Here is a 24444-nt window from a genome sequence, read left to right as displayed (position 1 = left end):
ATGAACATGACGGGGCCGGCATGCGCCGGCCCTTGCGCGATCCGTGCGGATGGGGTTTCCTGTGCTTTTACCCCTGTTCCGGCCCGAGGCCGCACTCTTCCGATGAAATCGTCCCCGCGCGATAACAACGACAATGCCAAGACGCGCCGCCAACCTTCGAAGCTGGTGCTGAACATCGCCGCCGTGGCAGTCGGCCTCATCACGTTCGCGATCGGCGCGGCGTGGGTGATCTATAGCTGGGTCGTCGATCGCGAAGCGCAGTATTTCGCGATCCCGCTGGTGTTCTCGGTGCCGGTGATCGTGGCGGTCGCGATCCGGAGCTTCTGGGAGTAGATCCGCCAGAAACGACAAAGCGCCGCGGTCGGGCGACGCGCGGCGCTTGCTTATCGAATAACGCAGCGATGCCTATCGCTCAGTCACGAACCATTGTCATGCCGGCATGCGCGCACGGATTGCGTGCTGCCCCCTAATAGTCCGGCGGTAACACTGAGCGCGGAGACAGCCAACATCGTGCCGACCGATTTCAGCGCGGCGTCCGCGGAAAAATGCTCATCGCCCCCGATTCGCCACCCCGAATAGGCGCAACAGTCCGGCGTCACCATGGTCGCCGGCACGGACCTCGTGCTCCATGCGACGTTGTCGGCCGGCGTGGCAGCAAATGCCGGTACGGCCAGCATCAGCGCCAGAACGGAAAACGGCATGCGTACCGCGTTCTTCATCGGCGGCCCCTCGTGATTTGTGCTGCGTGTAGGAATTGTGATCGCGATATTACATGCGGCCGAATTTCCTTGTGCGCTCGTACAGCGCCGGGCAGGCCGACGAAAGAACGGACAGAAACAAAAAAGCGCTGCGGTCAGCCGACCGGCAGCGCTTTTTCGGGAACGGCACCCTGACGGGTGCGGGTCCGACTTCTGGTGCGTGAGGCCGGACTCGAACCGGCACACCCTTGCGGGCGTCAGGACCTAAACCTGGTGCGTCTACCAATTTCGCCACTCACGCGCATTTTCTGTCGCCTGATCGCGCGGCACGCAAGATGCGTACTCCACGCACCCGGCACTTCCCGCCGGCCCGAAAACCGGCACGCCCGATCAGGCGAGCGCGAGATTCTACCCGATCCGTGCGGCCTTGTCTCGCCCTGCCGGCACCCGTCGTGCAGCGGTGCTAGAATGCCGCGCTCGACGTTTCGGCACCGCGCCGCCGCGCGTCCCCCGAACCCGCCCCCCACCCGATTCCGCCCGTGAACTTCGACGACTACTGTCAGCAAAAGGCCGCCCCCGCGGGCTCCAGCGTCTACTACGCGTTGCGTCAGGCGCCACTCGCCACGCAGCCGCGCCTGACGGCATTGTTCGCGCTGCGCCGCGAACTCGAGGAAACCGTCAAGGAAACCAGCGACCCGACCATCGGCCACACGAAGCTCGCGTGGTGGCACAAGGAACTCGCGGCACTGGCCGACGCTCAGCCGTCGCACCCCGTCACGAAGGCGCTCGCGCAGCATCATCCGGCGATCGCCGCCGAGGCCGACGCATTGCGTACGCTCGTCAACGGTTACGGGATGGACCTCGAACAGGCCCGCTACCTCGATTTCGCGAACCTGCAGCGCTACATCGCGCAGGTCGGCGGCACCTTCGCGTCGCTGGTCGCGCGCGCCAGCGCCGCGAACCCGGCCGATCCGCAACCGTGGGCCGCGGACGCCGGCCGCGCGCTGATGCTCGCGCAATTCGTGCAGGAACTCGGCAACGACGCGCGCCACGGCCGCATCTACCTGCCGATCGACGAACTGCAGCGCTATAACGTGACCGCGGCCGATCTGCTGAACCGCCGCTACAGCCCGGCCTTCACCGAGTTGCTGCAATTCCAGACGGCGCGCGCGCGCGAAGCGCTCGCGGCCACCGATGCAGCGATCCCCGCCCCCGAACGCCGCGCGCAGCGCACGCTGCGCGCGCAGATCGCATTGGCCGGCGCGCTCCTCGACGAAATCGAGCGCGACGGCTACCAGGTGCTGCACCAGCGCATCGCGCTGACGCCGATCCGCAAGCTGTGGATCGCGTGGCGCGCCGCACGCCGGCGCTGAACCTGACGCATCACGCCTTCAACAACGGCAGCGTGTCGAAGCGCTGCTGCAGCACGCGCGTCGCGTCGAGCCCCCACCACGGCCCGAGCACGGTCGCGTAGAGCTGGCGGAAATCGACCGCGACCGGCAGGTTGCCGTTGCCGTCGAGCCGCCCGAGCGCCGGCGGCGCACCGTACAGCCCGCCGGCCACGCGCCCGCCCATCACGAAATGCGGCGCGGCCGTGCCGTGATCGGTGCCGTTGCTCTGGTTCTCGCGCACGCGCCGCCCGAATTCCGCATACGTCATCACGAGCGTCTGGTTCCAGCGCCCGAGTTCGATCAGCGCGCCGCGCATCGCGCTCATCCCTTCCGCGAACTGCTTGAGCAGCGCGGCCTGCTGCCCCGGCTGGTTCTGGTGCGTGTCGAAGCCGTTGAGCGTCAGGCGCAGCACCGCGACGCCATCCTGCGCACCGGGCCCGGACGCTTCGCATGCGGCCAGCACCTGCATCGCGGTCTTGACCGACGTGCCGAACGCACCGGCCGGAAACGCCGTCCTGAATTCGCGCATCCCGCCGCGCGGGCGCAGCCGGTCGGCTGCCTTCACGATGTCGTTCTCGACGTCGATGATGTGCGCGAGCGCCGGGTTCTGCTCGCGCAGCGACGACGGCTCGGCAAGCCGGGCCGCACGAATGAACTGCGCGGGATTGACCAGCGCGATCGCGCGCGCGCCGTTCGCGAGCGGCCCCATCTCGGCGCTGCCGAGCACGACGCCGTCCGCCGCGAAACCGGGCGGCACGGGGGCCTGCGCAAACGTGCGCGTGAGCCAGCCTTCGTGCAGGTACTGGTCCGAACGCGATGCCGTATCCCAGATCTCGATCGAGCGGAAATGCGACAGGTTCGGCTGCGGATAGCCGACGCCCTGCACGACCGCGACCTGCCCGTCGCGCCACAGCGGCATCAGCGGCGCGAGCGACGGGTGCAGCCCGGTGTGCGCGTCGAGCTGCAGCACCTGCTCGCGCTTGATGCCGATGCTGCGCCGGAACTGGTAGTACAGCGGGTCCGCATACGGCACCACCGTGTTGAGGCCGTCGTTGCCGCCCTTCAGCTCGACGAGGATCAGCACGTTCGCATAGCCGGCCGCCGCTTGCCGGCCAGCTGGCGCCCCCGATGCCGCCAGCGCGGGCGCTTGCCACATCGACACGCCCGCCGCAGCAGCGGCCCCCGTCAGCGTCAGAAAATCACGTCGGTTCATCGCGCATCCTTTGGTTCACCGCCCGGCACCTTGGCCGCTCCGGCGCTCCGATTCGTCGTCGTTTGCATCATTTCAGTTGATAGGCCGGATCCATCAGCAGCGCTTCGAGATACGCACTGCCGGTCGAATCCGTGTCGATCGCCGCGACCGGCGACAGTTGCAGCACCGCATGCTGCAACTGAAGCTCGGTCGACAATCCCGCAATCGCCTGCGGCCGCGCGCGATATTGCGCCAGCCAGCGTTCGAGGTCGAAGCGCAGGCCGCCGCGCGCGGGCTTGGCCGGCGCGCCGCGCATGCCGGCGGCGGACGCCGTGTCGACCACCGGCATCGCGTGCGCACGCGCGTTCGACGGCGGCCCCATCGCATCATGCGCAGGCGGCCGCATGCCGGCCGTCTCCGTCGCGCGGAACAGTTGCTCGACGAACTGCTTGCGCGCGAGCAGCGTGGTGCTGTTGATCCACAGCGCGCCGCCCGGCCAGCCCTTCACGTTCGGTGGATAGAACAGGTTTTGCCCGAGCGTGCGCACGGTGTTCGCGAGCATCTGCGGATCGCCATACGCGACGTCGAACAGCCGCACCGACCCGACGACGAACTCGGCCGGCGACTTGACGAGCACGCCGCGGTTGCGCGGATCCCAGAACGCGTCGGTCGACCACAGCGCGGCGAGCGCCGCGCGAATGTCGTAGCCGCTCGCGCGAAACCGTTCGGCCAGGCTATCGAGCGCGCCCGCGTCGGGCGTATCGGACACGAACTCGCGCCACAGCTTGCCGACGATGAAGCGCGCGGTGCCGGGACGCTTCAGCAGGATGTCGACAAAGCCGTCGCCGTCGAACGGCCCCGTCTCGCCGAGAATCGTCTTGTCGCCCGCGTCGTGCCATTCGGGCCGCACCTCGAAGCGCAGCGTATCGGGATCGATCGTCCAGCCCGTCATCGCGCGCGCGGCTTCGGTCACGTCGTACTGCGTGTAATGCCCTTCGCCGAGCGTGAACAGCTCCATCGCCTCGCGCGCGAAATTCTCGTTCGGGCGCCCCTTGCGATTGCTCGCGCCGTCGAGATACTGCAGCATCGCCGGATCCTTCGCGACCGCGTGCAGCAGCGTGCCGAAGTTGCCGAGCGCCTCGCGGCGAAAGAGCGCATTCTGCGCGGCCATGGTTTGCGGATAAGGCACCTTGTCCTGCCCCGACGTGAAGTGCCCGTGCCAGAACAGCGTCATGCGTTCGGTCAGCGGCGACGGCGTCACGACCATCTCGTTGACCCACGCCGCGCGCAACGCCTCGTAGCGGCGATCGCGCTCGCGCTGCTCGTCGCGCCGCATGTCGGGGGTCAGCGCCTGGCGCTGCGCGCGCGTCGGCGGCAGCTCGGCGATCCAGTCGGGCCACGCCGTGACGGGTTCGCGGCGAACATTGCCGAGTGTGTCGGCCACCGCCTGCGCGCGTGTCATGCCGACGATGCGCGCAACCTCGGCGGGCGCGGGAGAAAAACCGGTGCGACTCAGGAAAAACAGCGCATCGTCGGCGTCGAGCGTCGACTGCATAGCGGGCGACGGCGCCGGTGCGGCAGCGTTCGCTTTCATCGTCATGGACTCCCGGAACGCACCGGCGGTGCGGATGCCGGTACAACGGCAATCGGCAGGCGAAAGTTGACGGAAAAAGTGCTACGAATTTTTTCGGCGCGGTGTGTGTTCCGCACAGTACGAGGACGGCACGTGTCAGCGCTTGTACAGCTCGCGAACGGCGTCTTCGATGTGCTGGCGCAAAAGATGGCGCTCCTCGGGCGTCATGTGCCCGTCGCGGCGGTGCTGTTCGAGATCGAGGGGCACGGCGGAACGGACCGTCGTCTCGGCGGAACGGTCGGGCTGCTGCGTTTTGCCGCGTGGCAGCTTGCGCGATGGCGCACCCTGCTCGGGGCGCTGCGCATACGCGAAGTTCGACGCATACGGACCGGCAAGCGCGATCGTCAGCATCAGTGCAATCCGGGCAGATCGCATGACCGTCCTCGCTTCTTTGGTCGATTTGTTCCCTTCGTCACGCGGCAACCGGCTACCTCTGGTACTTGAAAAACCCTGCGGAATTCGGGTGTGCAAAGATGAAAGATGGAATGCAGGGGAGTATCTACCGAATTTCGGCTTCGAGTAAAGGAATCTCTATAGCCTGCCTTTACTCGGCGCGACACTACGGGTAAATTTTGTAACTGACTGTAACGCGCGAAAATTCGCGAGCGTGCGCCAATTCCCATTCGCGATAAGATGCCGATCATGGAAACGAAAAACCCCTCCAAGATTCTCGTCGTCGACGACGACCCGCGCCTGCGCGATCTGCTGCGCCGCTATCTCGGCGAGCAGGGCTTCAACGTATATGTCGCGGAAAACGCAACCGCGATGAACAAGCTCTGGGTGCGCGAGCGTTTCGACCTGCTCGTGCTCGACCTGATGCTGCCGGGCGAAGACGGCCTGTCGATCTGCCGCCGCCTGCGCGGCAGCAACGACCGCACGCCGATCATCATGCTCACCGCGAAGGGCGAGGATGTCGACCGCATCGTCGGCCTCGAGATGGGCGCCGACGATTACCTGCCGAAGCCGTTCAACCCGCGCGAGCTCGTCGCGCGCATTCACGCGGTGCTGCGCCGCCAGGCGCCGGCCGAACTGCCGGGCGCACCGTCCGAAACCACCGAGGTGTTCGAGTTCGGCGAGTTCTCGCTGAACCTTGCAACGCGCACGCTGACGAAATCCGGCCAGGAAATTCCGCTGACGACCGGCGAATTCTCGGTGCTGAAGGTGTTCGCGCGTCATCCGCGCCAGCCGCTGTCGCGCGAGAAGCTGATGGAGCTCGCGCGCGGCCGTGAATACGAAGTGTTCGACCGCAGCCTCGACGTGCAGATCTCGCGCCTGCGCAAGCTGATCGAACCGGATCCGGGCAGCCCGCGCTTCATCCAGACCGTCTGGGGCCTCGGCTACGTATTCATTCCGGACGGCGCCGCCTGATTTTTTCTTTTCCGGTTTCGCCCGCCCACGGCCCGTCCCATGCGTATTGACCGGCGCCTTCTGCAGCTCGCGTTCGGCGGGCTGTTCTGGCGCACCTTCCTGCTGATCGCGCTGCTGATCTCGGTCAGTCTCGCCGCGTGGTTCCAGAGCTTTCGCGTGATCGAGCGCGAGCCGCGTGCGCAGCGCGTCGCGCTGCAGCTCGTCGCGATCGTGAAGCTCACGCGCACCGCCCTGCTCTATTCCGATCCCGATTTGCGGCGCGCGCTGCTGCAGGATCTCGAGAGCAACGAGGGCGTGCGCGTTTACCCACGCGAGAAAACCGACAAGTTCAAGCTGCAGCCCGACGAATCGCTGAATCGCCTGATCGAGCACGACATTCGCAGCCGCCTCGGCGACGATACCGTGATCGCGCAGTCGGTCAACGACATTCCCGGCGTGTGGATCAGCTTCAAGATCGACGACGACGACTACTGGGTCGCGCTCGACCGCGACCAGCTCGACAGCGTCACCGGCCTGCAGTGGGCCGGCTGGGGGCTGTTCGCGCTCGCGCTGTCGCTGTTCGGCTCCGCGTTCATCACGAGCCTCGTGAACCGACCGTTCTCGCGGCTGGCGCTCGCCGCGCGCCAGGTCGGCTCGGGCCAGGCGCCCGAGCTGCTGCCCGAGCGCGGGATGGGTGTCGCGGCCGAGACCAACCGCAGCTTCAACCAGATGGTGCGCGACCTCGAACAGCTCGAGGCCGACCGCGCGCTGATGCTTGCGGGCATCTCGCACGACCTGCGCACGCCGCTCGCGCGGCTTCGCCTCGAAACCGAGATGAGCCCGTCCGACCAGGCAACCAAGGACGCGATGGTCGACGACATCGAGCAGATGGACCGCATCATCGCGGCCTTCATCGACTACGCGCGCCCGTCGCAGCGCAGGCCCGAGCCCGTCGACCTGTCGTCGATCGCGCAGGAAGTCGCCGCGCGCGTATCGGGCGAGGACGGCGTCGAGATCCGCACGCGGCTCGCGCCGAGCGCGGTCATCGAAGCCGACGAGACCGACATGCGTCGCGTGATCGGCAACCTCGTCGAGAACGCGCGCAAGTACGGCCAGAGCAAGCAGGACGGCATCTCGCGCATCACGCTCGAGACGCGCGTATCGCACGCGCGCGTCGAGCTGTCGGTGAGCGACGAAGGCCCCGGCATCCCTGAAGATCAGTTGCCGCTCGTGATGCGGCCGTTCTATCGCGTCGACACCGCACGCACCAAGGCGGACGGCACGGGCCTCGGGATGGCGATCGTGCTGCGGCTCGTCGGCCGCTATCGCGGCGCGCTGCGCCTGCGCAACCGCAACCCCGAAGCGGGTCTCGAAGTCACGCTCGAATTCCCCGGCGCCGGCAAGGCGCGTGCGACCGCGTGACGCGTTCGCGCACGCTTCCTGCGCTTCACACTATCGATCCGGTTGAAAAAAACTATGAAGATCGTTAGTTAAAATCTATTGAAGCGTTTTATTAATAGTGTTATAGTTCGCCCCATGCTGTCACACCATCGTTGCAGCACCGAGGTAGCTTGACTCATTCCTCTTCCCAACTCATACAGGAGTATCCGCATGAAAACCGTGGGCGATAAACTCGAAGCTTTCACCGTCGTAGCCGCGAAGCCGGGCTTCAACAATCACGAGGAAAACGGCCAGTCGGCATTCGAGACCGTCACTGAAGCGTCGTTCCCGGGCAAGTGGAAGATCATCTACTTCTATCCGAAGGATTTCACGTTCGTGTGCCCGACGGAAATCGTCGAGTTCGCGAAGCTCACGAAGCAGTTCGAAGAGCGCGACGCCATCCTGCTGGGCGGCAGCTCGGACAACGAATTCGTCAAGCTCGCATGGCGCCGTGAGCACAAGGACCTGGACAAGCTGAACCACTACGCGTTCGGCGACGTCAAGGGCGAGCTGATCGACCAGCTCGGCGTGCGCGACAAGGAAGCCGGCGTGGCCCTGCGTGCAACGTTCATCGTCGATCCGGACAACACGATCCAGCACGTTTCGGTGAACAACCTGAACGTCGGCCGCAGCCCGGCAGAAGTCCTGCGCATTCTGGACGGCCTGCAAACGGACGAACTGTGCCCGTGCAACCGTGCAGTCGGCGGCGCAACGCTGTAAGCGCATCGATGCACGAAGCCCGCGGCGCACGTCCTGCCTGCGGGCTTTTTTAACGGCCAACCCATAGGAGATATCAATGGAATTCATCGACTCGATTAAGGCACGCATTCCCGACTACGCGAAGGACATTCGCCTGAATCTCGACGGCACGATCTCGCGCTCGTCGCTCGAAGGCACCGACGCGGTCGGCGTCGCGCTGGCGGCGGCGATCGCGGCGAAGAGCACGGTGCTCGTGAAGACGATCCGCGAAGCCGGCGTGCTGTCTCCCGAAGAGACGAACGCCGTGCTGACGGCAGCCGCGCTGATGGGGATGAACAACACCTGGTATCCGTATGTCGAGATGGCCGACGACGCCGACCTGAAGACGCAGCGCGCCGAGCTGCGGATGGGTGCGTATGCGACGCACGGCGGCGTCGACAAGCGCAAGTTCGAGATGTACGCGCTCGCCGCGTCGATCGTCGGCAAGTGCCACTTCTGCGTGAAGTCGCACTATGCGCTGCTGAAGAACGAGCAAGGGATGACCGTCACGCAGCTGCGCGACGTCGGTCGCATCGCATCGGTGATCAACGCCGCCGCGCAGGTGATCGCCGCCGAAGGCGAGTGAATGGCTGCATGAGCGGCTTCGCCGCGCGACCGGCAGCCATGCCGGAGCGGCCGTCGCTCCAAACGGAAATGCCACGCTGATGCGTGGCATTTTTCGTTTCCGCAGCATCGCGCGCGGCGCGAACCCGCGCGCCGCCACTACCGGGTATCAGCCGCCCTGCCTGACCAGCAGCGCGGCGGCCTGCGCCTCGATGCCCTCGCCGCGGCCGAGATAACCGAGCTTCTCGTTGGTCTTCGCCTTCACGTTCACGCGATCGAGCGGCAGCCCGAGATCGGCCGCGATGTTCGCGCGCATCCCGTCGATATGCGGCGCGAGCTTCGGCGCCTGCGCGATCACGGTGCTGTCGACGTTCTGGATCGTGAAGCCGGCCGCCTGCACGCGGGCAACGCACTCGCGCAGCAGCACGCGGCTGTCCGCGCCCTTGAACGCCGCATCGGTGTCGGAGAAATGGCGGCCGATGTCGCCGAGCGCCGCCGCGCCGAACAGCGCGTCGGTGATCGCGTGCAGCAGCACATCCGCGTCCGAGTGGCCGAGCAGGCCGCGCTCGTACGGAATCGTCACGCCGCCGATGATGAGGGGGCGCCCCGGGACGAGCTGGTGCACGTCGTAGCCTTGTCCGATTCTGAAATCCATGCGTGTTCCGATTGAGTAAGTGTCAGGTGGATTGCGGGGCGCGCGCGAGGATCGCTTCCGCGAGCGCGAAATCTTCCGGATACGTGACCTTGAAGTTGCGCAGGCTGCCCTGCACGACGCGCGGCGTGTGGCCCGCCCATTCGATCGCGCTCGCTTCGTCGGTCAGGTCGTGTCCTTCGCGCTGCGCGCGCAGGATCGCGTCGCGCAGCATGCCGATGCGGAACATCTGCGGCGTCTGCGCCTGCCACAGCGCGTCGCGCGACTCGGTGCGCGCGATCGCGTCGCCGCCGGCCGGCACGCGCTTGAGCGTATCGGCCACCGGCAGTGCGACGATGCCGCCGACCGGGTCGTCCTTCAGCGTCGCGACGAGCGTGCGGATCAGCTCCGGCGTGATGCCCGGGCGCGCAGCGTCGTGCACCAGCACCCAGTCGTGGTCGGTCGCGCCGAATTCGGCCAGCCCGAGCAGCCCGTTCAGCACCGACGCCTGCCGCGAGCCGCCGCCGCAGCGGCGCACCGCGAAGCGCAGGCCCGCGAAGCGGCGTGCGTCGAAATGGGAATCGTCGGGCGCGAGGACGACGAGCGTCTGCGCGAATTCGCTGCACGCGTCGAACGCGGCGAGCGTGTAATGCAGGAGCGCGCGGCCGGCCAGCGTGCGATATTGCTTCGGCACGGCCGAGCCGGAACGGCTGCCCGTGCCGGCACAGGGAATCAGGGCGAAAAGTCGGGGAGTCACGAAAGGAAACGCCGGAAAGGTGAAATCGAGAAGCGGATTTTATAATAGGTCTTTCGTCTCGACCGGCGCACCGCGATGCGCCCGTGCACGCCACCCCTGCCGTCCCTATGCCAGATAACGCTTCCACCCCGTCCGCCTCGCCCGTTGCCCGCGTCAAACCCGGCCAGCGCTTTGCCTTCGACGGCGCGCACGGTTCCGCCGACGCGCTCGCCATCGCCCGTTATCTCGCCGACAACCGCCGGGACGTGCCGCTCCTCGCGGTGATCTGCGCGAACGCGGTCGACGCGCAACGGCTTTCGCAGGAAATCCGCTACTTCTCGCCCGATGCGCGCGTGCGCCTGCTGCCAGACTGGGAAACGCTGCCGTACGACACGTTCTCACCGCACCAGGACCTCGTGTCCGAGCGGCTCGCGACGCTGCACGACCTCGGCGAAGGCCGCTGCGACATCCTGCTCGTGCCCGCCACCACCGCGCTGTACCGGATGCCGCCGGCGTCGTTCATGGCCGCGTACACGTTCGCGTTCGCGCAGGGCGAACGGCTCGACGAGGCGAAGCTGAAGGCGCAGCTCACGCTGGCCGGCTACGAGCACGTGAGCCAGGTCGTGCGACCCGGCGAATACTGCGTGCGCGGCTCGCTGATCGACCTGTACCCGATGGGCTCGCCGCTGCCGTACCGGATCGACCTGTTCGACGACCAGGTCGACTCGATCCGCGCGTTCGACCCCGACACGCAGCGCAGCCTCTACCCGGTGCGCGACGTGCGGCTGCTGCCCGGCCGCGAGTTCCCGTTCGACGAAGCCGCGCGCACGGCCTTCCGCAGCCGCTGGCGCGAGACCTTCGAAGGCGACCCGAGCCGCGCGCCGATCTACAAGGACATCGGCAACGGCGTGCCGTCGGCCGGCATCGAGTATTACCTGCCGCTGTTCTTCGACGAAACGGCCACGCTGTTCCACTACCTGCCGCAGCACGCGCACCTCGTGTTCACCGGCGATCTCGAAGCCTCGATCCGCCGCTTCACGGCCGATACGAAGCAGCGCCACGCGTTCCTGTCGCACGATCGCGAGCGGCCGATCCTGGAGCCGCAGCGCCTGTTCCTGTCCGACGAGGATTTCTTCGCGTTCGCGAAGCCGTTCGCACGCGTCGTGCTGCCCGCGCAACCGGCCGGCGGCTGGGCGACCGCGCTGCCCGAGCTCACCGTCGACCGGCATTCCGACGATCCGCTCGCGTCGCTGCGTACGTTCGTCGAATCGTCGGGCAAGCGCGTGCTGCTGACCGTCGAATCGGCCGGCCGCCGCGAGACGATCCTGCAGTTGCTCGCCGAGCACCATCTGCGGCCGGTGTCGAACGACCACTTCGCCGGCTGGCTCGCGAGCGACGAACGCTTCGCGCTCGGCGTCGCGCCGCTGTCGAGCGGCTTCGCGGTGCCGGGCGAAGGCTACGCGATCGTCACCGAGACCGAGCTGTACGGCGCGCTCGGCCGCCGCGCGGGCCGTCGCCGGCAGGAACAGGCCAGCAACGTCGACGCGATGGTGCGCGACCTGTCGGAGCTGAAGGTCGGCGACCCGGTCGTCCACGCGCAGCACGGCATCGGCCGCTACATGGGCCTCGTGTCGATGGATCTCGGCGAAGGCGAGACCGAATTCCTGCATCTCGAATACTCGGGCGACAGCAAGCTCTACGTGCCCGTCGCGCAATTGCACGTGATCTCGCGCTACAGCGGCGCCGATCCCGACAGTGCGCCGCTGCACGCGCTCGGCTCCGGCCAGTGGGAGCGTGCGAAGCGCAAGGCCGCGCAGCAGATCCGCGACACGGCCGCCGAGCTGCTGAACCTGTACGCGCGCCGCGCGGCCCGCGAGGGCCACGCATTCGCGCTCGACCCGCGCGACTACGTGAAATTCGCGGAAAGCTTCGGCTTCGAGGAGACGCCCGACCAGGCCGCCGCGATCGCGGCCGTGATCGGCGACATGACGAGCGGCAAGCCGATGGACCGCCTCGTGTGCGGCGACGTCGGCTTCGGCAAGACCGAGGTCGCGCTGCGTGCCGCATTCATCGCGGTGATGGGCGGCAAGCAGGTCGCGCTGCTGTCGCCGACCACGCTGCTCGCAGAGCAGCATACGCAGACCTTCGTCGACCGCTTCGCGGACTGGCCGGTGCGGATCGTCGAGCTGTCGCGATTCAAGACCACGAAGGAAGTCAACACGGCGATCGCGCAGATCAACGAAGGCAGCGTCGACATCGTGATCGGCACGCACAAGCTGCTGTCGTCGGACGTGCAGTTCAAGCGCCTCGGCCTCGTGATCATCGACGAGGAACACCGCTTCGGCGTGCGCCAGAAGGAGGCACTGAAGGCGCTGCGCGCGGAAGTCGACGTGCTGACGCTCACCGCGACGCCGATCCCGCGCACGCTCGGGATGGCGCTCGAAGGGTTGCGCGATTTCTCGGTGATCGCGACCGCGCCGCAGAAGCGGCTCGCGATCAAGACCTTCGTGCGCCGCGAGGAGGAAAGCGTGATCCGCGAGGCGATGCTGCGCGAGCTGAAGCGCGGCGGCCAGGTGTATTTCCTGCACAACGAGGTCGAGACGATCGAGAACCGCAAGGCGATGCTCGAGGAACTCGTGCCCGAGGCGCGCATCGTGATCGCGCACGGCCAGATGCACGAGCGCGAACTCGAGCGCGTGATGCGCGATTTCGTCGCACAGCGCGCGAACGTGCTGCTGTGCACGACCATCATCGAGACCGGCATCGACGTGCCGAGCGCGAACACGATCATCATGCACCGCTCGGACAAGTTCGGCCTCGCACAGCTCCACCAGTTGCGCGGCCGCGTCGGCCGCTCGCATCACCAGGCCTATGCGTACCTGCTGGTCCACGATCCGCAGGCGCTGACCAAGCAGGCGCAGCGCCGGCTCGAGGCCATCCAGCAGATGGAGGAACTGGGCTCGGGCTTCTATCTCGCGATGCACGACCTCGAGATCCGCGGCACCGGCGAAGTGCTCGGCGACAAGCAGTCGGGCGAGATCCACGAGATCGGCTTCCAGCTCTATACGGACATGCTGAACGACGCGGTGAAGGCGCTGAAGAACGGCAAGGAGCCCGACCTCACCGCGCCGCTCGCCGCGACGACGGAAATCAACCTGCATGCGCCCGCGATCCTGCCGGCCGACTACTGCGGGGACGTGCAGGAACGGCTGTCGCTGTACAAGCGCCTCGCGAACTGCGAGCACGGCGACTCGATCGACGGCATCCAGGAGGAACTGATCGACCGCTTCGGCAAGCTGCCGCCGCAGGCGCACGCGCTCGTCGAGACGCACCGGCTGCGCATCGCCGCGAAGCCGCTCGGCATCGTGAAGATCGACGCGAGCGAGGTCGCGATCGGGCTGCAGTTCGAGCCGAATCCGCCGATCGATCCGATGCGGATCATCGAGATGGTGCAGAAGCACCGGCACATCAAGCTCGCCGGCCAGGACAAGCTGCGCATCGAGACGCGCTCGCCCGATCTCGCGATCCGCGTGTCGACGATCAAGGAAACGTTGCGCGCGCTCGCGCCGAAGCAGGGAGCGGCCGCCGCGGTGCGCTGAAGGCCGCGGCGATGCTGCACCGCACCGCGCCCGGCGAAGGCGGGCCGGCGCGTTTTTGAGTATGATTTTCCCATTCATCAGACGGAGTTTTGCCATGTCCACTCTCGACGCGACGGCGCCGTCCGCCGCAACCCAAGGCGACGAATCGCTCATCAGCCTGCCGTGGGTCAAGCAACTGGTGTCGATGGACACGACGAGCCGCGTGCCGAATCTCGGCCTGATCGAAACGGTGCGCGACGCGCTCGCCGCGAAAGGCATCGTTTCGACGATCACGCACGATCCGCGCGAAGGCTGGGCAAACCTGTTCGCGACGGTGCCCGCGCACGACGGCTCCACCAACGGCGGCATCGTGCTGTCGGGGCATACCGACGTCGTGCCGGTCGACGGCCAGCAATGGGACAGCAACCCGTTTGCACCGGAAATCCGCGACGGCCGCCTGTACGGCCGCGGCACCTGCGACATGAAGGGCTTCATCGGCACGGCGCTCGCGCTGTTGCCCGAGATGCAGGCGACGAAGCTCGCGAAGCCGATCCATTTCGCGCTGTCCTACGACGAGGAAATCGGCTGCGCGGGCGCGCCGCTGATGATCGCCGACCTCGTCAAGCGCGGCGTGCAACCGTCCGGCTGCATCGTCGGCGAGCCGACCAGCATGCGGCCGATCATCGCGCACAAGGGCATCAACGCGTACCGCTGCTGCGTGCGCGGCCACGCGGCGCATTCGTCGCTGACGCCGAAGGGGCTCAACGCGATCGAGTACGCGGCGCGCCTCATCTGCCACATCCGCGACATCGCCGAGCGTTTTCGCGCCGAAGGCCCGTTCGACGAGTTGTACGACGTGCCGTTCACGACCGCGCAGACGAGCACGATCCAGGGCGGCAACGCGATCAACACGGTGCCGGCCGAATGCCGGTTCGACTTCGAGTTCCGCAACCTGCCGACGCTCGATCCCGAGCAGATCTTCACGCGCATCGAAGCGTATGCGCAGGAAACGCTGCTGCCGCAGATGCTTCGCGAGCATCCGAATGCCGCGATCGAGTTCTCGAAGATCGCCGCGGCGCCCGGCCTCGACGCGACCGAACAGGCCGCGATCACGCAGCTCGTGCGCGCATTGACCGCCGACCAGGACAAGCGCAAGGTCGCGTACGGCACCGAGGCCGGCCTGTTCGAACGCGCGGGCATCCCGAGCGTCGTGTGCGGGCCCGGCAACATCGAACAGGCGCACAAGCCGAACGAATATGTCGAGCTCGCGCAGCTCGCCGGCTGCGAGCAGTTCCTGCGCAAGTTCATCCGCAGCATGTCGGTCGACGCGCACTGACTGCCTCCCGCCACGCCGGCCCGCGCGTGCGGGCCGGCCCACTCCGCCACCCGCCACGTCATGTCGACTGAACAACAGGGCACTCCCCATACGACGATCGACGGCGAGCCGATTCCGACGCTCGACGAAATCGCCGCGCAGCATTTCGCGTTGTCGCCGTGGGTCGCGCGCACGCCCGTGTTCGAACGCGCCGACCTGCCGTCCCTCGAGGGCACGCACGTCAACTTCAAGTTCGAACTGCTGCAGGTGAGCGGCAGCTTCAAGGCGCGCGGCGCATTCACGCACCTGCTCGCGCTCGACGAAGCACGCAAGGATGCCGGCGTCACCTGTGTGTCGGCCGGCAATCATGCGGCGGCCGTCGCATATGCGGCGATGCGGCTCGGCAGCAGCGCGAAGGTGGTGATGTTCCATACCGCGAGCCCGACGCGCATCGCGCAGTGCAAGCAGTACCGCGCGGAAGTCGTGCTCGCAGGCAGCGCATCGCAGGCGTTCGATCTCGTGCGGCGGATCGAGGCCGAGGAAGGCCGCTTCTTCATCCATCCGTTCAACGGCTATCACACGATCCTCGGCACCGCGACGCTCGGCTACGAATGGGCGACGCAGACACCCGACCTCGATGCGGTGATCGTGCCGATCGGCGGCGGCGGGCTCGCGGCCGGCATGGCGACCGCGCTAAGGCTCGCGAATCCGCACGTGCACGTGTACGGCGTCGAGCCGGAAGGCGCCGACGCGATGAGCCGCAGCTTCGCGGCGAATCACACGATCAAGATGAGCGCGATGCAGACGATCGCCGATTCGCTGATGGCGCCGCATACCGAGGAATACAGCTACCAGCTGTGCCGGCGCCACGTCGACCGCATCGTCACCGTGTCCGACGACGCGCTGCGCACCGCGATGCTGTTCCTGTTCTCGCACCTGAAGCTGTCGGTCGAACCGGCTTGCGCGGCCGCACTCGCCGCGCTGCTCGGCCCGCTGCGCGAAACGCTGCAGGGCAAGCGCGTCGGCGTGCTGCTGTCGGGCACGAACACCGACCCCGGCACGCTCGGCATGCATCTCGCGCACGCGAAACGGCAGCACTGACCGCGGGCCGCGCACCAGCGAACCGACCTAGGGTTATCCCCAGATTATGTTGACAGCCCTGTTGATAACCCGCCGAACAAGCACGCAAGTGGTTGAGCGCGCAGCGTTTTGCACGCGCGGAGGTCGATCGACGCGAAATGGGCAGATGTGGCTGTCTCTGACGCGCGCGGCGACGTGGCGGCAACGCGCGACGCGTGCGACCGGCGCCGCGGCGATCGCCTTGCTCGCGGGTTGCGCGGCCGCGCCCCCGCCGACCGCCGGCGCGCAACCGATGTGCGCGCAACCGGGCGAACACCCCACGCTGCAAGCCGACCTGCTGTTCGGACGCGACATCGCGGGACGCGGCCCCGTCACCGACGCCGAACGCGCGACGTTCCTCGCCGACACGGTCACGCCGCGTTTCCCCGACGGCCTCACGTACTGGGACACGCACGGCCAGTGGCGCGATCGCGCGACCGGCAACATCACACGCGAAGACAGCTTCGTGATCCGTATCATCGCCGACGATACGCCCGACACGCGCGCGCGGCTCGCCGCGATCCGGCACGCGTACGCGGAGCGGTTCCATCAGGAGTCGGTCGGCGTCACGTTCGTGCCGGCCTGCGCGTCGTTCTGATTTCGCTTCTCCCGCTACCGGCAGCGCACAAAAAACGGGCGCCCGAAGGCGCCCGTCGCATGCCGGAACAGCGGCGTACCGCTTACTTGCTCTCGAACATGTCCATGATCTGCTGCTTCTCCTGCGCCGTGACGGGCGGCGGCGTGAGCCCTGCCGCGCCGGCCGAGCCGAGTGCGTCGTTCGCGCTGATCGCGTTCTCGGCCGGGTTGATGTCGACGTTCCCGACGAAGCCGTTGCCCGGCGTGCGATCGGCGTAGAACAGCTCGCCGTCGATCGAGGTCAGGCCGTCCGGCATCGGCATCTGCTGCTCCGGCACGCCGTTCAGCGCGGTGCGCATGTAGTTCACCCAGATCGGCAATGCGAGCTGCGCGCCGAATTCGCGGCTGCCGAGGCTCTTCGGCTGGTCGAAGCCCATCCACGCGACCGCGACGAGCGACTGCTGGTAGCCGGCGAACCAGCCGTCCTTCGCGTCGTTCGTCGTACCCGTCTTGCCCTGCAGGTCGCTGCGGCCCAGTGCGTTGGTGCCCGCGCCCGTGCCGCCCGTCGCAACCGAATGCAGCAGGCTGTTCATCACGAACGCGTTGCGGCCTTCGATCGTGCGCGGCGCGGTGCTGCCCGCGATCACCGGCTGCGACTTCTGCAGCGCCTGGCCGCGCGCATCGTCGACTTCGGCGATCAGGTACGGATCGACCTTGTAGCCGCCGTTCGCGAACACCGCGTAGCCGGTCGCGAGCTGCAGCGGCGTCACGAGGCCCGCGCCGAGCGCCATCGGCAGGTACGGCGGCGTCTTCGCAGGATCGAAGCCGAAGCGCTGCGTCACGTACTGCTGCGCATACTGCGTGCCGATCGATGCGAGGATCCGGATCGACACCAGGTTCTTCGAACGCTGCAGGCCCGTGCGCATCGTCATCGGGCCGTCCGGCTGGTCGTCGTCCTTCGGCTCCCACGCGGTGCCGCCCGGCACGCTCGGCGGGAAATACAGCGGCGCGTCGTTGATCATCGTCGCCGGCCCCATGCCCTTGTCGAGCGACGCCGAATAGATGAACGGCTTGAACGACGAGCCCGGCTGCCGCCATGCCTGCGTCACGTGGTTGAACTTGCTCTTGTTGAAGTCGAAGCCGCCGATGAGCGAGCGGATCGCGCCGTCCTGCGGCGCGATCGCGACGAGCGCGCCTTCGACCTGCGGCAGCTGCACGACCTGCCAACCCGTCTTGCCCTCCTTCAGCACGCGCACGATCGAGCCCGGCTTGATGCGCAGCGCGTTGTTCGCGCGGGCCCCAAGCGCGGCCGACACGAAGCGCAGCCCGGCCGGGCCGATCGTCGTCGTCGCGCCGCCGACGAATTGCACCTCGACCGCGTTCGGCGAGGCCGACAGCACGACCGCCGACTGCAGGTCGCCGTTGTCCGGGTGATCGGCGAGCGCATCGTCGATCGCCTCGTCGCGGTCGTCGCCGGCCGCGGGCAGGTTGATCGACGCTTCCGGCCCGCGATAGCCGTGGCGGCGCTCGTAGTCGAGAATGCCGCGACGCACGGCCTGGTACGCGGCTTCCTGGTCGGCCGAATTGATCGTCGTCGTGACGGTCAGCCCGCGCGTGTAGGTTTCGTCCTTGTACTGCTGGTACATCATCTGCCGCACCATCTCGGCGACGTACTCGCCGTGCACCGCGTACTGGTTACCCGGCGTGCGCACGTGGATCTCTTCCTTCACCGCCGCGTCGTACTGCGGCTGCGTGATGTAGCCGACCTCGAGCATGCGCTTCAGGATGTATTCCTGGCGCACCTTCGCACGCTTCGGATTGACGACCGGGTTATACGCGGACGGCGCCTTCGGCAGCCCCGCGAGCATCGCCGCTTCCGCGAGCGTGATGTCCTTCAGGTCCTTGCCGAAATACACGCGCGCGGCGGCCGCGAAGCCGTACGAGCGCTGACCGAGATAGATCTGGTTCATGTACAGCTCGAGGATCTGGTCCTTCGTCAGGGCCTTCTCGATCTTGTACGCGAGCAGCATCTCGTAGATCTTGCGCGTGTAGGTCTTTTCGCTCGACAGGAAGAAGTTGCGCGCGACCTGCATCGTGATCGTGCTCGCGCCCTGGCGCGCACCGCCGTGCATCAGGTCGGCGACGCCCGCCCGCAGGATGCCGACGAAGTCGACGCCGCCGTGCTCGTAGAAGCGGTAGTCCTCGATCGCGAGCACGGCCTTCTTCATCACGTCCGGAATGTCCTGGAAGCGCACGAGGCTGCGGCGCTCCTCGCCGAACTCGCCGATCAGCACGTGATCGGCGGTGAACACGCGCAGCGGCACCTTCGGCTGGTAGTTGGTCAGCGCATCGAGCGACGGCAGTTGCGGCGCCATCACGACCAGCGCGTAGCCGACGATCAACGCACCGACGATCGCCAGCGTGACGAACAGGCCGGCGAACCACAGCGCGACGCGCGAGCCGAACGAGCGACGGGCCCCGCCGCCGCTGCGCTGTGCGCGGCGGCCGTCGTCGTGATGGTCGCGATCGTCGTCATCGGGGTAATAGGCTCCGGACGGCGAACGGCGCAGCGTGTAGTGGGGTTCGTTCCTGTCGGAAGGAGAAGGCGGTCGTTTGATAATTGGCATGTCGGAATGGCGGGCGTACGTGGCGCCCTCGGACGCATGCGGAAATGCAAGCGGATGGATCAGAGTGAGTGCATCGAGATGCGACTGTCACGTCGACAGACCCCGCCGCGCGGCGATCCGTTCCCGCGACGTGACAGCGCATTTTAATGAAATCGACCGGGCGCCTTCGCGATTTTTTGTAAAAATTCCCGCAACGCCGTGATTCGCGGAACGTATTGTCGGCATCCTCGGCCTATCATGGACACGCAATGCGGGGCGCGCGGCCGATTTTCTTTCAATCGCGAAAGGTTTGTCATTCCGATACGCAAGCCGCTTGAACTCACGCGTTTAAGCCGTATTTAAGTGAACCGGTGGTGTAATATCCGCCGGCTCACGCGGGTCGCAATCGGCCCGCGGCGGGCACTGCCGCGGTCACGCGGCGGGCACTGCCGCGGTCACGCGGCGCCTTTCAACCACGGAGGATTTCATGTCGCTTTTCGACTCTGTTTCGCGCACGATCAAAGGCCTGCTGAACGATGCGGCCGATTCGGTACAGGATCCGTCGCGCGACGCACGGCAGATCGTGCGGGAGCTCGACGACAGCATCGGCCGTGCCGAGAATTCGCTGATCGAGATCGAGGCACAGGTCGCGACCCAGCGCAGCAAGCGCGATGCGGCCGACGACAAGGTGAAGAAGTACGAAGACGGCGCGAAGCGCGCGCTGCAGTCCGGCGACGAAGCGCTCGCACGCGAGGCACTGGCCGCGCAGTCGAACGCGGAAGCCGAGCGCGACGCGCTCGCGGCCGAGTTGACGACGCTCGAGCCGTCGGTCGACAAGCTGAAGGGGCAGATCGCCGACATGCGCCAGCGCCGCAACGACCTGAACGCGCGCTCGAACATCCTGCAGGCCAAGCAGGAAATCGCGCAGGCGAAGGATGTCGCGGCCAGCGCCCTGGGCGGCATCGGCGGCAAGAACCTGTCCGAGGATTTCCAGAAGCTCGAGGACAAGGTTGCGCTGCAGAACGCCCGCTCGGACGCACGGCTCAATTCGGCCGACACGTCGAGCGGCAAGGCGCTCGACGACAAGCTCGCCGCGCTGAACAAGGGCCCGTCGGTCGAGGATCGCCTCGCCGCGCTGAAGAAGCAGCTCGACACGCCCGCGCAGTAACGGCAACCGCGCCGCGCCCCGGCCCGGGCGCGCGGCGCGAACCGATCGTCAGGAGACGGGCGCCTGCGCCCGGTTCGACCATGAAGAAATCTCTCGCCGCACTCGGCCTCTCGCTGATGTTGCTGTCGTCCGCCGCGTTTGCGGTACCGTCGCTGCAGCAGGTCGAGCAGTCGATCGCCCAGCGCAACTGGCAACAAGCCGACACGCAGCTGTCGCAAGTCATCGACGCCCATCCGAACAACGCGCACGCGCGCTACCTGTATGCACAGGTGCTGGACCGCGAAGGCCGCGCGTCCGACGCGCTCGCGCAGCTGCAGCGTGCGAAGTCGCTCGACCCGCAACTGCGCTTCACCGACGCGTCGCGCTTCGCGCAGACGGAGTCGCGCATCCGCGCGGACGCCGCGCGCGTGAGCGGCAACGCGCCGTCCGCCACGCAGGCCGGCACGCTGCAGCCGTCGCTCGCGCCCGCCGTCGCGCCAGCCGAAAAACACGGCCCGTCGACCGGCATGTGGATCGGCCTCGGGCTGATCGTCGCGGTGATCGCGCTGGTGCTGCGCTGGACGCTGCGGCGCGCGCGCACGGCAGACAACAGCCGCGCCGACGACGAACGCCGCACGCAGCTCAAGCGTGCGACCGACGTGCTGAACGACATCCGTCCGCTGAAACTCGACGCGAAGCTGTCGACGGCGCCCGGCGCCGCGGCGCTGATGGGCGAACTCGAGGCGATCGAGACCGACGCGCGCACGCTCGTCGAGGCGCTGGCGAACAGCAAGAATCCGGTGCCGCCGTATCAGGTCGACGAACTCGAGCAGCGTCATGCGAGCGTGAAGGCACGCGTCGAAGGCCGCCCCGATCCGGCCGCGCAACCCGCGGCACCGGCGAACGGCAGCGGCTCCGTGTACGCGCAGGAAGCCGATCGCATGACGGGCGCGCAGGGCCAGCCGTATCCGCAGCAGCCCTACCCGCAACAGCAGCCGCCCGTCGTGATCCAGCAAGGCGGCGGTTTCGGCGGCGGGATGGGCGGGCTGCTGACCGGCGTGCTGCTCGGCGAGGCGATGTCCGGCGGCCGCGAGCGCGTGGTCGAACGCGACGTGATCGTCGACGGCGAGCGCCGCCGGCAGGAAACCGACCCGGGCTTCGACCTCGGCCGCGGCGATGCGTCGAACTGGAGCGACGGCGGCAGTGGCAACGTCGATCTCGGCAGCAACGACGACGGCTGGACGGACGACAACACCTGACCCTGCGCGGCGCGTCGACGTTCCCGTCGACGCGCCGCAACACACGCCACGCTCCCCTGCATGACCGGCCGCGCCGACGCGCGGATTTGTCAATCATTTCAAGATGGACTACCGGCAATGGGGAGCGTTCGCTATCATGCGGCCATCGGCGTGCCACCGACCCTCATTCGACGCAATACAAGCCTGCGCGTCGCGGCACGCCTCCTCTAGCACCAACAAGGAGAAAGCCGCTCATGAGCATCATCAAGGAATTCAAGGAGTTTGCCGTCAAGGGCAACGTGATGGATCTCGCCGTCGGCGTGATCATCGGCGGCGCCTTCTCGAAGATCGTCGACTCGATCGTGAAAGACCTCATCATGCCGGTCATCGGCTTGCTGACAGGCGGCCTGGATTTCTCGAACAAGTTCGTTCTGCTCGGCACCATCCCTCCGACGTTCAAGGGTAATCCCGATTCGTTCAAGGACCTGCAGACCGCCGGTGTTGCCGCGTTCGGCTACGGCTCGTTCATCACCGTGGCGATCAATTTCGTCATCCTCGCGTTCATCATTTTCCTGATGGTGAAATTCATCAACAAGCTGCGCAAGCCGGAAGAAGCCGCGCCGGCCGCGACGCCGGAAGACACCGTGCTGTTGCGCGAGATCCGCGATTCGCTCAAGCAGCGCTGAGCGCCGAGCGCGCCGCCCGCCAGGCCCGCCCCGTGCGGGCCTTTTTATTGCGCGCGCCGTGCACCGCCGCATGCGGCCTGTCTCACTTTTTTGTGACGCGCGAATGCACGCGCGGGGAAAGCGGGTCTATGATGGAGACTAAACGACAGTACGGGCGCCAAGACGCTGGCTGTGTCGATCATGGCGAGCAGGTCGACGGGAGACATTGATCGTCGTACTGCACGAATGCAGCATTTTCGTGTGCTATAAAGGATCGACATGCGGCGTACATAGCCGGGAGTGGGTCGCATGAAAGTGCCGCATTTCTTGCAATTGTTTTTGAGGCGAGTGTTTATGTCCTTCCCGAAAAAACGTCGGCGTGCGCAGCAGGATGGCCAGGAGTCATTCCTTGCGGTGTTGCGCCACTCGAAACCTTTCGCCCAGCTCGACACCAAGATTGCCCGCGCCCGTGCGCAGGACGAACCCGTCCTCTACGCGCATGTGCTGCCCGGTCTCGACGTGCTCCTGTGCAGCGTGCGCGGCGCCCAGCCGCCCTATCCGGCCATCGCCGAGCTGCGCAAACGCTGCATCGAATCGATCGCCAACGCGCTCGAGCAGCCGCTGGACGGCCTCGAGAACGGCGGGTACTGGTACGAAGCGAACGGCTTCGGCTTCCTGGTATTCGCGAGCCGGGCACGCGCGCGCATCCTGCCCGAGTTTGGTGCAGGCACGAAAGCGAGCCTGCGCGGCGGGCTCGGTCGCCAGAACGCCGGCGACACGACACCTCGCTCCCTCGGCTGAACCGCCAGCCATTCGATGGGCCGCCTCCGGGCGGCCCATCTGCCATTCACGCGCCCCGCGTTTCCGTTACGCGGGCTGCCGACGCCCGTTGCCGGGCCGCACGATGTCGATGAACGCGGCGAAATCGGCGTTGGCGAGCCCCTGCGCGGCGCCGAGCCGCAGCACCTGCTGCACGGTGGCCGACACGGGCATCACCGCACCCGTGTCGCGCGCCGCGTCGGCAATCGCATCGACGTCCTTCTGGAACGTGCTGAGCGCGCCGATCGACGCGTGACCGCCCGACGTCATGCGCGGCACGAACGTCTGCAGCAGCACCGAATCGGCCCAGCCGCCGGCCAGCGCCTCGGCCAGCCGCGCGGCGTCGATGCCGCTCGCCTGCGCCAGGCCGACGGCCTCGGCGATCGCGGTCACCGTCGCGGTGACGATCGCCTGGTTGCACAGCTTCGCCGTCTGGCCCGCGCCCGCGTCGCCCATGTGCGTGATGCGTGACGCGTACGTGCCGATCAGCGGCCGCACCGCGTCGAGATCGGCCGCGCGGCCGCCGGCCATCACCGCGAGCGTGCCGGCCTGCGCACCCGGCACGCCGCCCGACACGGGCGCATCGACCCAGCCGGCGCCGAGCGCGGCCGCGCGCGCCGCGTAGTCGCGCGTCGCGGCAGGCGGGATGCTCGAATGATCGACGATACGCCGCAGGCGGCGCGCAGCCGCATCGCCGGAAAACAGCCCGTGCTCGCCGAACGCGACGTCACCGACCGCACGCCCGTCGAGCACGCACACGAACACGGTATCGACGCGTTCCGCCAGTTCGCGCGGCGTGCCGACCACCTGCGCGCCGTCCTTCACGAGCGCCTCGGCCTTGTCGCGCGAGCGATTCCACACGCTGACGCGATGCCCGGCCGCCAGCAGATGCCGAATCATCGGCGCGCCCATCAATCCCGGTCCGCAAAATCCGACTTCCACGATGTTCCTCGTCTCCGATATGGGTTGCACTTGCCGCCCATCATACCTATCACTCAAGAAGCCGGGCAC

Annotated in this window: 22 protein-coding genes and 1 tRNA gene; 14 read left to right on the top strand and 9 right to left on the bottom strand. The window is 67.2% G+C overall.

Annotated features, from left to right (window positions below):
- Window positions 1-102 precede the first annotated feature (102 nt).
- A complete protein-coding gene (locus tag OEJ37_RS23340; protein WP_152857543.1) occupies window positions 103-333 on the top strand; it encodes a hypothetical protein in 231 nt (76 codons plus the stop codon).
- A gap of 83 nt (window positions 334-416) precedes the next feature.
- On the opposite strand, the gene OEJ37_RS23335 is transcribed toward OEJ37_RS23340, so the two are convergent.
- Together OEJ37_RS23335 and OEJ37_RS23330 are read right to left on the bottom strand one after the other, a co-directional pair.
- Window positions 417-719: a hypothetical protein gene (locus OEJ37_RS23335; RefSeq protein ID WP_244130842.1), complete on the bottom strand. Its 303-nt coding sequence runs from the start codon at window positions 717-719 to the stop codon at window positions 417-419.
- 193 nt (window positions 720-912) lie between these two features.
- Window positions 913-999 (bottom strand) — tRNA-Leu (locus OEJ37_RS23330).
- Between the two features lie 238 nt (window positions 1000-1237).
- Between OEJ37_RS23330 and hpnD the strand changes: the two genes are divergently transcribed.
- A complete protein-coding gene (gene hpnD, locus OEJ37_RS23325; protein ID WP_174421668.1) occupies window positions 1238-2071 on the top strand; it encodes a presqualene diphosphate synthase HpnD in 834 nt (277 codons plus the stop codon).
- 10 nt (window positions 2072-2081) lie between these two features.
- Here hpnD and OEJ37_RS23320 read toward each other — a convergent pair whose 3' ends face one another.
- The 3 genes from OEJ37_RS23320 to OEJ37_RS23310 form a co-directional block, all read right to left on the bottom strand.
- Window positions 2082-3302 (bottom strand): DUF1501 domain-containing protein, encoded by a 1221-nt coding sequence (locus tag OEJ37_RS23320; RefSeq protein ID WP_175920217.1) that lies wholly within the window; start codon window positions 3300-3302, stop codon window positions 2082-2084.
- A 67-nt stretch (window positions 3303-3369) separates the two neighbouring features.
- On the bottom strand, window positions 3370-4875 hold the full coding sequence (locus OEJ37_RS23315; RefSeq protein ID WP_263345983.1) for a DUF1800 family protein: 1506 nt from the start codon (window positions 4873-4875) through the stop codon (window positions 3370-3372).
- Between the two features lie 135 nt (window positions 4876-5010).
- Window positions 5011-5289 carry a hypothetical protein gene (locus tag OEJ37_RS23310; RefSeq protein WP_174421679.1) on the bottom strand — a complete coding sequence of 93 codons (279 nt, stop codon included), beginning with the start codon at window positions 5287-5289 and terminating at the stop codon, window positions 5011-5013.
- A 258-nt stretch (window positions 5290-5547) separates the two neighbouring features.
- On the opposite strand from OEJ37_RS23310, the gene ompR reads away from it, so the two are divergent.
- From ompR to OEJ37_RS23290, 4 genes are all read left to right on the top strand, one after another.
- A complete protein-coding gene (gene ompR / locus OEJ37_RS23305) occupies window positions 5548-6282 on the top strand; it encodes a two-component system response regulator OmpR (RefSeq protein ID WP_006478565.1) in 735 nt (244 codons plus the stop codon).
- Window positions 6283-6321: 39 nt separating this feature from the next.
- Window positions 6322-7683, top strand: coding sequence for an ATP-binding protein (locus tag OEJ37_RS23300; RefSeq protein WP_174421671.1), 1362 nt, complete (start codon window positions 6322-6324; stop codon window positions 7681-7683).
- Window positions 7684-7872: 189 nt separating this feature from the next.
- On the top strand, window positions 7873-8421 hold the full coding sequence (locus OEJ37_RS23295; protein WP_160931726.1) for a peroxiredoxin: 549 nt from the start codon (window positions 7873-7875) through the stop codon (window positions 8419-8421).
- Window positions 8422-8497: 76 nt separating this feature from the next.
- Window positions 8498-9025, top strand: coding sequence for a carboxymuconolactone decarboxylase family protein (locus OEJ37_RS23290; protein WP_006478562.1), 528 nt, complete (start codon window positions 8498-8500; stop codon window positions 9023-9025).
- A 147-nt stretch (window positions 9026-9172) separates the two neighbouring features.
- On the opposite strand, the gene ispF is transcribed toward OEJ37_RS23290, so the two are convergent.
- Both ispF and ispD read right to left on the bottom strand, forming a co-directional pair.
- Window positions 9173-9658: a 2-C-methyl-D-erythritol 2,4-cyclodiphosphate synthase gene (gene ispF, locus OEJ37_RS23285; RefSeq protein WP_034181174.1), complete on the bottom strand. Its 486-nt coding sequence runs from the start codon at window positions 9656-9658 to the stop codon at window positions 9173-9175.
- 22 nt (window positions 9659-9680) lie between these two features.
- On the bottom strand, window positions 9681-10391 hold the full coding sequence (gene ispD, locus OEJ37_RS23280) for a 2-C-methyl-D-erythritol 4-phosphate cytidylyltransferase (protein WP_174421672.1): 711 nt from the start codon (window positions 10389-10391) through the stop codon (window positions 9681-9683).
- A 107-nt stretch (window positions 10392-10498) separates the two neighbouring features.
- Between ispD and mfd the strand changes: the two genes are divergently transcribed.
- From mfd to OEJ37_RS23260, 4 genes are all read left to right on the top strand, one after another.
- A complete protein-coding gene (mfd, locus tag OEJ37_RS23275; RefSeq protein WP_174421673.1) occupies window positions 10499-13969 on the top strand; it encodes a transcription-repair coupling factor in 3471 nt (1156 codons plus the stop codon).
- 94 nt (window positions 13970-14063) lie between these two features.
- Window positions 14064-15284 carry an acetylornithine deacetylase gene (argE, locus tag OEJ37_RS23270; RefSeq protein ID WP_263345970.1) on the top strand — a complete coding sequence of 407 codons (1221 nt, stop codon included), beginning with the start codon at window positions 14064-14066 and terminating at the stop codon, window positions 15282-15284.
- A gap of 60 nt (window positions 15285-15344) precedes the next feature.
- Window positions 15345-16364 carry a threonine/serine dehydratase gene (locus OEJ37_RS23265; RefSeq protein WP_263345967.1) on the top strand — a complete coding sequence of 340 codons (1020 nt, stop codon included), beginning with the start codon at window positions 15345-15347 and terminating at the stop codon, window positions 16362-16364.
- 145 nt (window positions 16365-16509) lie between these two features.
- Window positions 16510-16980: a DUF3574 domain-containing protein gene (locus tag OEJ37_RS23260; protein ID WP_263345965.1), complete on the top strand. Its 471-nt coding sequence runs from the start codon at window positions 16510-16512 to the stop codon at window positions 16978-16980.
- Window positions 16981-17062: 82 nt separating this feature from the next.
- Here OEJ37_RS23260 and OEJ37_RS23255 read toward each other — a convergent pair whose 3' ends face one another.
- On the bottom strand, window positions 17063-19585 hold the full coding sequence (locus OEJ37_RS23255) for a penicillin-binding protein 1A (protein ID WP_263345963.1): 2523 nt from the start codon (window positions 19583-19585) through the stop codon (window positions 17063-17065).
- A 466-nt stretch (window positions 19586-20051) separates the two neighbouring features.
- On the opposite strand from OEJ37_RS23255, the gene OEJ37_RS23250 reads away from it, so the two are divergent.
- The 4 genes from OEJ37_RS23250 to OEJ37_RS23235 all read left to right on the top strand — a co-directional run bounded on the left by OEJ37_RS23250 (window position 20052) and on the right by OEJ37_RS23235 (window position 23415).
- Window positions 20052-20732 carry a PspA/IM30 family protein gene (locus OEJ37_RS23250; protein ID WP_059233905.1) on the top strand — a complete coding sequence of 227 codons (681 nt, stop codon included), beginning with the start codon at window positions 20052-20054 and terminating at the stop codon, window positions 20730-20732.
- Between the two features lie 80 nt (window positions 20733-20812).
- A complete protein-coding gene (locus OEJ37_RS23245) occupies window positions 20813-21970 on the top strand; it encodes a tetratricopeptide repeat protein (RefSeq protein ID WP_174421678.1) in 1158 nt (385 codons plus the stop codon).
- Window positions 21971-22203: 233 nt separating this feature from the next.
- The gene (gene mscL, locus OEJ37_RS23240; RefSeq protein ID WP_034181166.1) at window positions 22204-22635 is read left to right on the top strand and encodes a large conductance mechanosensitive channel protein MscL; all 432 of its coding nucleotides are present in this window, start codon (window positions 22204-22206) and stop codon (window positions 22633-22635) included.
- Window positions 22636-22968: 333 nt separating this feature from the next.
- Complete coding sequence (locus tag OEJ37_RS23235; protein ID WP_027784713.1) at window positions 22969-23415, top strand: hypothetical protein; 447 nt, start codon at window positions 22969-22971, stop codon at window positions 23413-23415.
- Window positions 23416-23481: 66 nt separating this feature from the next.
- Here the strand turns inward: OEJ37_RS23235 and OEJ37_RS23230 are convergent, their stop codons facing one another.
- Window positions 23482-24375, bottom strand: coding sequence for an NAD(P)-dependent oxidoreductase (locus tag OEJ37_RS23230; protein ID WP_174420188.1), 894 nt, complete (start codon window positions 24373-24375; stop codon window positions 23482-23484).
- Window positions 24376-24444: the final 69 nt, after the last annotated feature.

Origin of the sequence: Burkholderia sp. BKH01, assembly GCF_025685725.1 — a bacterium.
GTDB lineage: Bacteria > Pseudomonadota > Gammaproteobacteria > Burkholderiales > Burkholderiaceae > Burkholderia > Burkholderia pyrrocinia_C.
Note: the sequence above shows the minus strand (reverse complement) of the source record. Positions and strands in the feature narration are given on the sequence as shown.